We start from the raw sequence: 12494 nt of genomic DNA, 5'->3' as shown, positions 1-12494 counted from the left end.
TGGACCGTGACCGGCAGGTGGCAGCAGTTCGGCCTCACGCCGAACCCCGAGCGGAGGGGCGAGATCTACCCCGCCCTGGAGCCCGTGGCCCGCCAGGCGGACGGCTTCTTCTTCATGCACAAACCGCCGGGAATGCGCATCCGGTTCCAGGGCTTCGACGCGCGTGACCAGCTCGACGCGTGGCGGGAGGAAGGGCTGCTGGCCGACTGGCGGCACGGTGTGTACGAGCCTGAGTCGCATCTGTTCGGCGGTCCCGTCTCCATGCGCAGCGTGCACCGGGTCTTCGCCGCGGACTCGCTGGCCTGGCTGGGCTACCACGCGGCTGAACGGCCCGGCCCGGCGTGGGCGATGTCCCTCCTGCTGCTCAGGTCGCTCCTGGAAGCGCTGCGGATCGTCGACTGGGAGGACCTGGACGTCTGGGACCGGGTCAGGCGGCACCGCCCGCTCGCCCCTGCCGCCGTGCTGGACCCTCGTTTCCACCGGCTGGCCGACGAGCTTCGCACCGCCTGGGCGTCGCCCGAGGTCCTGACGGCGAAGTTGTCGCCGTCGATGGTGGACCTGGCTGAGGAGTACGGCAAGGCGGTGGCGGATGAGGGGCCGCGCTGGTTCGAGGGGTATTTCGAGAGCGGCTCCGCCTCCATGGGGCCGCGCGCCGTGGCCTCGTACGTGATCCTCTTCCACTGGAACCGGGCGGCGCTGCCGAGCTGGCAGCAGGCGCTGCTCGCCGGGGCGCTTCTGGAGCGTGTCCGGTGACCGGCGGGTCCGCTCTGCTGCGGGTGGCAGGGTTGCCTGTGCGGCTCTGGCTGGAGGCTTCCGCGCCCCGGCTCTTCGAGCTCCTGCGTGCTTTGGAACGTTCCGAGCAGGCCTATCGCCGTCGCGCTGCCGCTTTGGGGGAGCGGCTTGGCGACGAGGTGGTGCCCAGGCCGGACCTGACGCCCGGCGACCGGCGCGCCGTCCTGGCCATCCGGCGCACCCTGCACCGCGGTAACCCACTCTCGGACGGCCAGGCCCGCCGCCTATGCGACCTCGCCCGCGAGCAGGACGGCTTCGTCCGTGAGGCGGCTGAGGTGGTCCGGTTGTCTGCCGAGCTCGTCCGCCTGGAGGAGTTGGCGGAGGCGGGGGTCGCGGAGGAGCACGGTCGGTTGCTCGCGGCGCCGTGGCATCTGCTGCACTCGGTGCGTGGTGGCCGGGCGTGCGCCGATCCCGGCGTGCTGGCTGACATCGAACGGCGGCTGGCCGCCGCGGAGCCGTGGACCTCCAAGCGGATGCGCAGGCGCAGTGACTACCTGTGGCGCATGATCGCCAGAGGTGCCGCCAAGTCGACCCCGCGGTCATGGCTGGGCCAGGTGGCGCTCGTCCCGCTCACCGGGCCGGGCACCGGCCTCTCGGTGAACGGCCAGGTCGCGGTGGAGTGGACGGAGAACGTGCACGCCAGACGCCAGGAGGCGGCCAGGACCGGGTCGGGAACGCTGTCGCTCACGCCGCTGCACCGGGTCGAGGGCGACCGGCTCGCCGTCTGGACGGTCGACGCGGGACACCGCCTGCTCAGCTACCGGCTCCGCCGTACCCCCACGGTCGACGAGGTCATCGCCGGGCGCGTGCCCACCGGCCCCAGCGAGGTGGTCGGCAGGCTGGTCGAGCTGGGCGTGCTGGAAGCCTCCGCCCCGCTGCGGCAACAACGCGGCCGCTGGGACCGTACGGCAGGCCAAGCGGTCGAAGGGCCAAGGACGGCACGCCAGGCGGTCGCCGGGAACGGGTTCGTGGATGTCTATCGGCGGGTCGAGGGTGCGCTCAACGCCGACCTGGCCACCCTCCAGCACGCCTTCGAGCAGTACCGCAGGATCGCCCTCCTGATCGACCAGGACCAACCGCCCACATCCACCCCTCTACGCGAGCGGATCACCCCCACCTCCCGCCCCGTCATGGACGTGTTCGCCGAGGAGATGGCCGCCTGGCGTGACGAGGGGCGAGCCCGCCGCCCCCGCTCCTGGCCACCAGCGCACGACCCCGACTCCGGCTACGCGAAACTCCTCGCCACCATGGACGGCTCCCGGCCGATCGACCTCACCGCCGAGACGCTCGACGCCGTCGGAGCCCCGCAGGCGCCCCTCACCTGGCCCGTCGACCTCGTCGTACGGCAACTGCCCAAGGGCGGGTGGGTGCTCGACAACCTTGGCCCGGCCGCGGTCCTCGACGCCCGCTTCGTCGAGACCCTCCACCGGCTGCACGGCACGGTGCCCATGGCCGACGCCTACCGGACCTTTCTCACCGAGCTCGACCGCCTGACCGGCGTCCCCTCCGTGGAGCTCCTGATCCCCCCGCTGTCCGAAGGCGCCGCCAACGCCGTGCGCAGGCCGAAATACACCCGGGCCTGGACCGGCGACCCCGACCCACGCCACTACGGCACGGCCTGGCGCACGGGCAAGGCGCGCCACCTCCCCCTCAGCGAGCTCACCGCGCACCGCGAAGCGGGCCGGATCGTCATCTCCCACGAGGGAAGCCCCGTGCGGATCTGCGCGCACGCCACCCGCAACCCCCTGCCCCCGTGGACGATCCTGGCCGCCCTCCTGTGCGCCGACTCGCCCCAGCGCGCCGCGCACGGCCGCAGCCTGCGGTGCTCGCTCACCGCCTTCCCCGACCGGCCGTTCGTCCCCAGGATCACGGTGGCCGGATCGCTGGTGGTCTCCGCCGCCCAGTGGCGCGTCCCCGCCTCCCGGCTCGACGGCATACGGGAAGGCGGACTGGCCGGGCTCAGGGCGCTCGGCAGGCTCCGCGACGAGCTCGGGCTGCCCCGCTGGGTGTTCGTCGCAGGTCCGGACGGCACGCGCCCGCTGGCCTGCGACCTGGAGAGCGTGCGCGCACCCCAGGTGTTCCCGCAGGAAGAGCAGGTCACCGTCGCCGAGATGCTCCCGGGCCCCGGCGAGCTGAGCGTGCCGGAGCATGCGGCCGAGCTCCTCATCCGCCTGCCGTACGCCACGGAACCGCAGGAGATGGCGGCCATCGCCGCCCAGGCTTCGGCCGGATCCACCTGACCGGCCGGAAGGAAGAACCGACAGAAGGGAAACGCCATGTCCGACGACACGACGCCGAAGGTCCCCGAGGACGCCCAGCCGGAGCCTCAGGACGAGGTCGAAGCCCTCGTCGACGAGCTGGAGGTGCACTCGATCAACCCCAACGAGTTCACCGAGCCGTGCAGCGGCGGTTGCACGGGCACCTGCTGATCCGGCTTCACCAAGGGCGCGAAAGCGCCCTTGGTGACCCCCTCCCACGAAAGGCCATCGCCGTGACATCCACCCGCGTCATCGACCGGGCCGCCGTGCAGGCGGCCGCCGAGACCGCACTGCACGCCTACGCGGCGGGCGCGGAACCCGAGCAGAACAGCCCGGACTCGGGACCGGCCATCCTGGCCACGCTGGCCGGAGGCCCGTACGCCCAGCGCGCCCTCGCCACCTGGCTGCGCGACTTCCGCAGCCCGCACCACCACGCCGGGCTGTTCGGCGCCGGCGCCGCGTCCCGCATGTACGCGCTCAGGATCGCCGCCTCCGCCTGGCCGCAGTTGGAGAAGCCGCTGGCCGCGCAGCGCGCCAGGCTCCTGGAGTACGTGGCGAACCCGCGCTGGCGGACCGAGGCGGTCGGGTGGGAGGACTACGACCTCATCGTCGGCCCCTCCGGCGTCCTGCTGGCCTTCGCAGCGGATCCCGCCGTCGGCGCGGCAGCGAGAAGACCGCTGGTGGACAGGCTGGCCCGCCTCTGCGCGCACCCCGACCTGAACGGCCTGCGCGTGGGCCAGTACCGGGGCGAGAAGCTGCGCGGCTGGAACGTCGGCCGGGTGAACCTGGGCCTCGCCCACGGCCTGCCGGGCGTCGTGACCGCGCTGCGCGCCACCGCCGAGGCCGACGGGCTGACCGAACGGCTCGAAGAGCTGCTGAGAAGGCTCGCCGCCCGCCTGGCGGCCGAGGCGTACGTCGACCGCAGGGGAGTGATCACCTGGCCGTTCGGCACCACCCGGCTCGACGGCCACCGCGCGCCCAAGGGCGACGGGCGCCGCCAGGCGTGGTGCTACGGATGCCCCGGCAACGCCTGGACGTTGTGGGAGGCCGCGCGCGTGCTCGGCGACGACGCCATGGCCGCCTTCGCCACGGAGTCCGCGCGGTCGTTCCTGGCCGCCTACGACGACGAGCTCTACCTGGACGGATGGGGCATCTGCCACGGCGCGGCCGGGCTGACGCTGGTGTTCGACGCCTTCGCCAGGCACGCGGGCCTGTCCGAAGCGGCGGCCCTCGCCGACCACCTGACCGACCTCCTCATGGCCAGGCTCGACGACCCGGCCGACGGCTGGTCGCTGCTCGAAGGCGCGCCGGGGATCCTCGCCACGCTGCTGACCAGGGGCGGAGGTGACCGGCGATGGCTGGCCGCACTGGGACTGAGGTGATCCGCGTCCTTCCCCGCGTCTCCGCCCCCCTGACGGCGGCGCTCGCCGCCGCGGTGCTGGCGCAGGCCGTACTGTCGAGCGCGGTGATGCTGGCCGGCGCGGCCGTCGTCGGCGACGTGGCGAGCGGCGACTCCGGCTCCGCGCCCCTGCACCTGACCCTCCTCGTCACGACCTTCGTGGTACGGCTGGCCCTGGGCCCGATGTCCTCCACGATCACCGGCGAGCTGGCCCGCCGGGTGGACAGGACGCTGGGCCAGGTGGCCATCGAAGGCGCGCTCAGGCCCGTCGGCATCGCGCACCTCAGCGACCCGGCCGTCGCCGACCGTCTCCAGCTGGCGCGCGGCATGACGACCGGGTACCCGCCCGGCCAGGCCGTGACGGCGCTCGTGCGCCTCGTCTCCAGCCGGTTGAACGGGATCGCCGCGGCGATCCTGCTCGCCACCGTGGAGTGGTGGCTGCCGCTGCCCCTCGCCGCCGCCTGGATCACCCTGTCCCGCTGGCGGCTGCGCGAGGTGCGGCGGGCGGTGGACGCCGAGGAGGAGGTGACGCCCGCCCTGCGCCACGCCGCCTACGCCCGCGACCTGGTGATCAACGACGGGGCCGCCAAGGAGATCAGGGTCTTCGGCCTCCAGGACTGGCTGCTGGAGCGGTTCACCGCCGGGTGGCTCCAGGGCATGACCGCGCTGACCGGCTCGCGGCACCGCGCCACCAGGCTGCTCGCTCCGCTCCTGCTCGCCGCCTCCCAGGCCGCCTTCCTCGGCTACCTGGCCTTCTCCTCCTTCGACGTGGCCTCGATCACCCTCGCCCTGCAGTCCGCAGCGGGCATGGCGGCGCTGGGCTGGATCGGCGACGTGCAGTGGATGCTCTCCCAGGCGGGCGCCACCGTCCCGCACGCCCTGGCCGTCGGCAGGCTCGGCGTCGAACCCGGCTACGAGCGGCCCGCCCTCACCACACCGCCGACCGGGACGATCCGCTTCGAGTCGGTGCGCTTCGGCTACCCGGGACGCCCCGTGCTGAAGGGCCTGGACCTGGACATCCCCGCAGGCTCCTCGCTGGCCGTCGTCGGGCTCAACGGCGCGGGCAAGAGCACCCTGATCCAGCTCCTGGCCAGGCTCTACGACCCGGACGAAGGCCGCATCACGATCGACGGGGTCGACCTGCGCGCCCTCGACCCGCACGCCTGGCGGCGCCGCCTCGCCATCGTCTTCCAGGACTTCGTCCGCTACGAGCTGCCCCTGCGGGACAACGTCGGCTTCGGCCACCTGGCTGCCGACCGCACCAACGGCGCGTTCGACCGGGTCGCCAAGCTTTCCGGCCTCGGCGACCTCCTGCCCCGGCTGTCCGGCGGCTGGGACACCACCCTCAGCCGCCGCTTCGACGGCGGCACCGACCTGTCCGGCGGCCAGTGGCAGCGGGTGGCGCTGGCCCGCGCCCTGTTCGCGGTCGAGCACGGCGCCCGCGTCCTCGTCCTCGACGAACCCACCGCCAACCTCGACGTGCGCGCCGAGGCCGAGATCTACCAGCACTTCCTGGAGATCACCCGCGGGCTCACCACGATCCTGGTGTCGCACCGCTTCGCCACCGTACGGCTGGCCGACCGGATCTGCGTCATCGAGGACGGCCAGGTCATCGAGTACGGCTCGCACGACGAGCTGATGGAACGCGACGGAAAGTACGCCCGCCTGTTCACCCTGCAGAGCGAGCCGTTCAGGGAGGCCCGCCATGTCTGACCTTGTACGCGCCGTCGCCCGGCTGATCGGCACCGCCTTCAGGGCCGATCCCGCCAGGGCCGCCCTCGTCCTCGTGCTCGCCCCCGTCGGCGGCGCGATCGCGGCCGTGACCGCCCTCGGCCTGCAACGCATGGTCGAGGCCGCGATCGCCGCCGACCGGCCGGGCATGCTGGGCGCGGCCGGGCTGCTGGCGACCGCGACCGTCCTGGCCTACCTCACCTCGACCGTGGCCGGTGACCTGCGCATCGGCCTCCAGCAGCGGGTGGGGCTGCTGCTGGACCGGCGCATCATGGAGATGTGCGGCGGCCTGCCGCACCTGGACCACCACGAGTACCCGCCCTATCAGGACCAGCTCGAACTGCTGCGCACCCACCGCGTCTCGCTGGGCCTGGCCTTCGGCGCCCTCGTGGAGAACCTGCGCGCGCTGGTCGCCTTCTGCTCCACCGTCGCGCTGCTGATGAGCGTGCGTCCCGAGTTCCTTCTCCTGCTGGTGCTCGCCCTGCCCACGGTGCTTGCCGTACGGCGGGGCGACCGGGCGCAGGCGGGGGCGGAAGAGGCGACCGCGGCCCCGGCCCGGCTGCGCCAGAGCCTGTTCGCCCTCGCCTGCTCCCCGGCCGCGGCGAAGGAACTGCGGGTGTACGGCCTGCAGCGGGAGATCGCCGACCGGCACGAGAGCCTGGGGGAGGGGGTCGACCGGCCCAGGCAGCGCGCGGAGCTGCGCACCGGGGTGTGGACCAGCGCCGGCTGGATGGTGTTCGGCGCGGGCTTCGCCGGTGCGCTCGCCCTGGTCGTCGCCTCGGCGCTGCAGGGACGCGCCAGCGCAGGCGACGTCGTGCTGACCATCGCGCTGGGCAGCCAGCTGACCGGCAGCGTCGCCGGGCTGATCCAGATGCTCGCCTGGATGCACAGGACCCTGCGCGCGATGGGCTACTTCCTGTGGCTGGAGGACCACGCCTCGGCCGCGACGGGTCCCGCCACCCCCGCGCCATCTCCAGGACAGGACCTGGTCCTGGACCGCGTGTCCTTCAGCTACCGCGACGCGCCCCGGCCGGTGCTGCACGAGGTGTCGCTGCGCCTTCCGGCCGGCCGTACCGTCGCCATCGTCGGCGACAACGGCGCGGGGAAGACGACGCTGGTCAAGCTGCTGTGCCGGATGTACGAACCCACCTCGGGACGGATCACCTACGGCGGCAGGGACCTGGCGTCCTTCGGCGCCGAGGCGTGGCGCAGCCGGGTGACGGCCTGCTTCCAGGACTACTGCCGCCTGGAGTTCCCGCTCCGCGCATCCGTCGGCGTGGGCGACCTGGCGCGCGTCGACTCAGGGGACGCCGTCCTCGCGGCGCTCGACAGCGCGGGCGCCGCAGGGCTGCCCGACCTGCTTCCCCAGGGTCTCGACACCCAGCTCGGCCCCTCCTTCCCCGGCGGCACCGACCTGTCCGGCGGGCAGTGGCAGAAGGTGGCGCTGAGCCGCGCCGTCATGCGGCGGGCGCCCGTCCTGCGCGTCCTGGACGAGCCGGCCGCGAACCTCGACCCGGCCAGCGAGTACGAGATCTTCCGCCGCTTCCAGCTCGCCGCAGCGCAGACGTCGCACGGCACGATCACCGTCTTCGTCTCGCACCGCTTCGCCACCGTGCGCACCGCCGACCTCATCGTCGTCCTGGACGGAAGCAGCATTCGTGAGACGGGCAGCCACGAGGAGCTCATGGCCATGGACGGCCTTTACGCGAACCTGTACCGGCTGCACGCCCAGGGTTACCAGGAGACCGCCCCATTGTGGACGACGGCGCTCGCCTAGCATTTTCATCCCGGCCATTACTTTCTTATTTTCTGACCGTTGACTGCCCGCGCAAGAAATAGGTCTTCTCAGTGTTCTGATTACGGGATATCACAATGATCGGGACCACGATCATTGGAGCGTGCGCATGCGTGGGTGGAGAAAACTCGTCTTATTCCTGGCGGCGCTGGCAAGCGTCGCCGCAACCCAGACGGCCCTGGCCGCCCACGCGGCCGTGCCCAACCGCTGGGGATTCGCCTACGTCGACATCCCCTCGGGCATCCCCAACCCCAGCCACCAGGCGGGTTCCTGGGCCCCCGGCCCGATGGTGTCCGTGTCCCCCGGCGTACCCCCAGGTCAGACGGTGGTGAAGTTCCCGCAGATCGGCGGGCCCGGCGGCGTCCCGCACGTCACCGCCGTCGTCGACGCGCCCGCCTGGTGCCAGATCGAGCGCTGGGCCCAGAGCGGCCCCGACGAGCTGGTCTGGGTGCGCTGCTACAAGTACGGCGGAAGCCCCGGCTTCGTGCCCTTCACCATCGTGTACGCCGAGAGCACCGGCGTCCTGCCGCCCGCCCAGGGCTTCGGCTACCTCTACTACAACGGCGGCGGCATCCCGTTCACCTACAACTCCGCAGGTGGGCTCAACTCCGTGACCCCGCTCGCGGTCGGCATCTGGCGCGTCGTCCTGCCCGGCCTCGGCACCCCGGCGCTGGCCGGAAACCTACAGGTCACAGCGGTCGACCCGCAGCAGCCCGCCCGGTGCAAGGTCCGGCTGTGGCCGGCCGCCCCGCTGGTCGCCGGTGCGCAGACGCTGCAGGTGATCTGCCACAACGCGACGTCCACCCCGATCAACACCGGCTGGACGCTGACCTACCACCGGCAGCGCGCGGTCACCGGCGGGGCGATCCCGCCGAAGAACTTCGCCTACACCTTCGACAACACCCCGGCCAACCCGGGCCCGTACGCGCCGGTTCCGGTGGGCATCAATTTCAACTCCCAGGGCGGCGTCAACACCATCCAGAACGCCGGACCTGGCCTTCGCCTCGTGCAGTTCCCGCTCGTCGGAGTATTGCCGGACGACGTGCAGGTGACCGCTTACGGACCGGGCCCGGAATACTGCAATCTCCTCACGCTGTGGCTGACCTCGGGCGGAAACGCGTTCGTGCGTGACGTCGCGTGTTATTCGGCAGTCACGAGAACGAACGTCGCCTCGTTTACGACGTACGTTTCGAAGTTCTGATTCAAAAAGCCAGATGGGCGTGCGCCAGGGGCGGCCAGCCGATTCGGACCCGGCGGGCCGCGCGTAGGGGTGGCGCGCGCCCATCGTCACGCGACCGCCTGGTAGAGGGTGGCCCAGAAGTCGTGGATGAGGTGCGGTGAGTCCGCGTTGGAGAAGCCGACCTGGGTGAACAGCGCCCCGGTGAGCTGGTTGGCCGGGTCGGCGTAGGCGGTGGTGCCGGTCCCGCCGTCCCAGCCGAACTGGCCGACCGGCGCGTAGTCGCCGCGGCGGGTGCGCACCGCCATGCCGAAGCCCCAGCCGCCCTGCAGCCCGGCGCCGACCGACAGGTGGGCGATGCTCCGGTACATCGCGTCCCGTGCGACCTGCTGCTCGTGCGTGAGCCGGTTGGTGGTCATCAGCTCGACGGCGGGCCTGGACAGGATGCGCTCGCCTTCGTGCATGCCGCCGTTGAGCAGCATCCGGAAGTAGGCGTGGTAGTCGTCCACGGTGGACGCCAGACCGCCGCCACCGCCCTGGAAGGCCGGGGGCTGGCTCGTCCGGCCGCCGACGGCCTCGTCCCACACGGTGAACTCGCCGGTGACCGGGTCGGGCCCGTACAGGGGCGGCAGCCGGTCGATCTTGCCGGCGGGCACGTGGAAGGCGGTGTCCTTCATGCCCAGCGGGTCGAGGACGCGCTCGCGCAGGAACGCCTCCAGCGACTGGCCGGTCACCCGGGAGACGAGCACGCCGACGACCTCGTTGCTGAGGTCGTACTGCCACCGCACCCCTGGCTGGTACGACAGCGGCAGCTCGCCGAGGCGGCGCATCCACTCGTCCTGGCCGGGCGCCGGTCCTGACGCCACGCTGTAGTCGAGCCGTTCGAAGGTCGCCGCCCTGATCGGGGAGGCCATCAGCTCGAAGTCCAGCCCGAGCCCGAACGTGGAGGTCAGCAGGTCACGCACGGTGATCGGCCGCACCGCCGGGACCGTGTCGTCCAGCGGCCCGTCGGGCCGCGTCAGCACGCGGCGGCCGGCGAGCTCGGGCAGCCACGGATCCACCGGGTCGTCCAGCCGGAGCCTGCACTCGTCCAGCAGGACCATCGTGGCCGCCATCGTGACCGGCTTGGACACCGACGCCATCCGGAAGATCGTGTCCCGGCGCATCGGCGCGCCGCCCTCGTGCCGCATCGTCCCGAGCGCCTCGACGTGCGTCTCACCACCCTGGCTGACCAGGGCGACGAGCCCGGGGATCCGCCCGGAGTCGACGTGCCGTTCCAGCACTTCACACAGCTTGACCAGCCCCGTCTTCGAAAAACCCATCACGCGTCTCCTCGTCCGCAGTGCCTGTTGGAGAGGAGCCTGCACCTTGACCTAAGGTCAAGGTCAACAGGGCGCGCTACCCTCGTCCCCGTGACTGGGCTCACCATCGGCCAGGCGGCCGCGTTCGTCGGCGTCACGATCAAGACCGTGCGGCACTACCACCGGCTCGGCCTGGTCGCCGAGCCGGATCGCGACGGTTCCGGCTACCGGCGCTACCGGTCCGACGACCTGCTCCGGCTGGTCCAGGTCCGCACCCTGGCCGGGGCAGGCGTGCCGCTGGCCGAGATCGGCGACCTGCTCGACGCCGAACCCGAGCCGTTCGCCGCCGCCCTGGACGACGTGCACCGGCGGCTCACCGAGCAGATCGAGGAGCTGGCAGCGCGGCGCGACACGCTCGACCGGCTCGCCCACGGCGACCGGGTCCTGCTGCCCGACCGGGCATGCGCGCTCCTGGACCGGCTGGCCGGGCTGGGTTTCGACGCCGACTACGTGGCGGCGCAGCGCGAGGCCCTGGTGCTGACGCGGGCGCTGATCCCGGAGATGTTCGCCAGCTTCGTGGCCCAGCTGGAGCAGTCGCTGGACGACCCGACGTTCGTCGAGCTGACCAAGCGCGGCCTGGACGCGCGGTCCTGGGACCAGGACGATCCGCGGATCGAGGAGCTGGCCTCGGCGCTGGCGGACAACCTGCTGGCCAACAGCGCGGTGCGGACGGCGCCGTCCCTGCCGGGCAACCGTACGGACACCGCAGCCCGCTACGGGGTGGTCAACCACCACCGGGAGGACGAGATGCCGTCTGTCGCCCGGCTGAACGCGCTGGTCGAGGCGAAGCTGCGGGCGGCGGGGATCGCCATCCCGCGTCAGTGACGGCCGACCCCAGCGTCCTGACCGGCCTGATCAGCAGCAGCGCCGCCACCACGCCCACCGTCACCAGGGCCGACCCCAGCATGAAGGTGCGCGGCTCGACCACCGCCGAGATCGGACCGGCCAGCGCCTGCCCGACCGCCATGCCCGCCACCGATCCGGCGACCTGGTAGGCGTTGACCCGGTTCATCACGTCCGGCGCCACCCGCGTCTGCACGCTCGTCGACCACATCACCGACCAGAACGCCATCGCGCACCCCCCGAGCAGGTGCCCCGCCATCACTACCGGCAGCGGCAGCCCGAGCGCGACCGTCAGCGGCACCGCCACGTACCCGCTCAGCGCCACGGCCCCGGCGGCCAGCGGCCTGCGCGGCCTGCGCCTGATCGCCACCAGCCCGCCCACCACGGTGCCGAGTCCGAGCGCCGCCATCACCCACCCGTAGTCGGCCCCGATGACCTGCGAGGACAGCGGCACGTACGGCCCGACCACCAGCACGCCCCAGAACACCCAGACCAGGATGACCGACCACATCCAGCTCCTGGCCCTGAACTCCTCCCACCCCCGGCGCAGGTCGCTCAGCACGTCGGAGGGCTCCGGCCTGGGTACGGTGACCCGTACCAGCAGCAGGCACACCGCGCTGACCAGGAACGTCGCCGCGTCAGCCGTATAGACGAAGACCGGACCGGCGACCACGACGAGGACCCCGGCCAGCGCGGGCCCCGCGAGCTGGGTGACCGCCTCGGAGATCTTCAACGTCGCGTTGGCCCGCTGCGGATCCTCGGCGACCAGGGGGACCATGCCGTTGACGCACGGCTCGAACACCCCGGCTCCGATGCCCGACAGGAACGCCATGGCCAGCAGCAGGGCGTACGGCGGAGCGCCGTCCAGGAAGGCGACCGCCACGACCCCCTGGGTGCCGATCCTGAGCACGTCAGCGCCGATCATCAGCCGCCGGGCGCCGATCCGGTCGGCGACCACGCCGCCGAACAGCATGACCAGCACGGCCGAGGCGGTCCAGATGGCGAGCACGTAGCCGACGCCGGCGATCCCGTAGACTTCGCCGATCGCGAGCGCGGAGGCGACGGGCATCATGGCGTCGCCGAGCAGCGAGATCGTGCGGGCCCCGAAGTAGAGGGTGAAACTCCTCGTCCACATGAG

General features: G+C 72.4%; 10 protein-coding genes. 8 read left to right on the top strand and 2 right to left on the bottom strand.

All coding sequences use genetic code 11. From position 1 onward, the window contains the following. Window positions 1–6: 6 nt before the first annotated feature. The 7 genes from ACIBG8_RS15325 to ACIBG8_RS15295 all read left to right on the top strand — a co-directional run bounded on the left by ACIBG8_RS15325 (window position 7) and on the right by ACIBG8_RS15295 (window position 9176). Window positions 7–753, top strand: coding sequence for a thiopeptide-type bacteriocin biosynthesis protein (locus tag ACIBG8_RS15325; protein WP_397343337.1), 747 nt, complete (start codon window positions 7–9; stop codon window positions 751–753). Beyond that, complete coding sequence (locus tag ACIBG8_RS15320; RefSeq protein ID WP_397343336.1) at window positions 750–3032, top strand: lantibiotic dehydratase; 2283 nt, start codon at window positions 750–752, stop codon at window positions 3030–3032. Before ACIBG8_RS15325 ends, ACIBG8_RS15320 begins: the two co-directional genes overlap by 4 nt. 36 nt (window positions 3033–3068) lie before the next feature. Then, complete coding sequence (locus ACIBG8_RS15315) at window positions 3069–3221, top strand: hypothetical protein (protein WP_397343335.1); 153 nt, start codon at window positions 3069–3071, stop codon at window positions 3219–3221. A gap of 62 nt (window positions 3222–3283) precedes the next feature. Next, on the top strand, window positions 3284–4432 hold the full coding sequence (locus tag ACIBG8_RS15310) for a lanthionine synthetase LanC family protein (protein ID WP_397343334.1): 1149 nt from the start codon (window positions 3284–3286) through the stop codon (window positions 4430–4432). Next, window positions 4405–6162, top strand: a complete 1758-nt coding sequence (locus ACIBG8_RS15305) for an ABC transporter ATP-binding protein (RefSeq protein ID WP_397343333.1) — start codon at window positions 4405–4407, stop codon at window positions 6160–6162. Before ACIBG8_RS15310 ends, ACIBG8_RS15305 begins: the two co-directional genes overlap by 28 nt. After that, window positions 6155–7957, top strand: coding sequence for an ABC transporter ATP-binding protein (locus ACIBG8_RS15300; protein ID WP_397343332.1), 1803 nt, complete (start codon window positions 6155–6157; stop codon window positions 7955–7957). Before ACIBG8_RS15305 ends, ACIBG8_RS15300 begins: the two co-directional genes overlap by 8 nt. A 127-nt stretch (window positions 7958–8084) precedes the next feature. Then, a complete protein-coding gene (locus ACIBG8_RS15295; protein WP_397343331.1) occupies window positions 8085–9176 on the top strand; it encodes a hypothetical protein in 1092 nt (363 codons plus the stop codon). A gap of 86 nt (window positions 9177–9262) precedes the next feature. Here the strand turns inward: ACIBG8_RS15295 and ACIBG8_RS15290 are convergent, their stop codons facing one another. Next, the gene (locus tag ACIBG8_RS15290; RefSeq protein WP_397343330.1) at window positions 9263–10474 is read right to left on the bottom strand and encodes a serine hydrolase domain-containing protein; all 1212 of its coding nucleotides are present in this window, start codon (window positions 10472–10474) and stop codon (window positions 9263–9265) included. A gap of 90 nt (window positions 10475–10564) precedes the next feature. On the opposite strand from ACIBG8_RS15290, the gene ACIBG8_RS15285 reads away from it, so the two are divergent. Next, window positions 10565–11338, top strand: coding sequence for a MerR family transcriptional regulator (locus tag ACIBG8_RS15285; RefSeq protein WP_397343329.1), 774 nt, complete (start codon window positions 10565–10567; stop codon window positions 11336–11338). Here the strand turns inward: ACIBG8_RS15285 and ACIBG8_RS15280 are convergent. Further along, window positions 11238–12491, bottom strand: a complete 1254-nt coding sequence (locus tag ACIBG8_RS15280) for an MFS transporter (protein ID WP_397343328.1) — start codon at window positions 12489–12491, stop codon at window positions 11238–11240. The genes ACIBG8_RS15285 and ACIBG8_RS15280 overlap by 101 nt on opposite strands. Window positions 12492–12494: the final 3 nt, after the last annotated feature.

The sequence above is a fragment of the Nonomuraea sp. NPDC050556 genome, from assembly GCF_044457355.1.
Lineage (GTDB): Bacteria > Actinomycetota > Actinomycetes > Streptosporangiales > Streptosporangiaceae > Nonomuraea.
The sequence above is the reverse complement of the archived record's forward strand: the minus strand, read 5'-3'. Positions and strand labels throughout refer to the sequence as shown.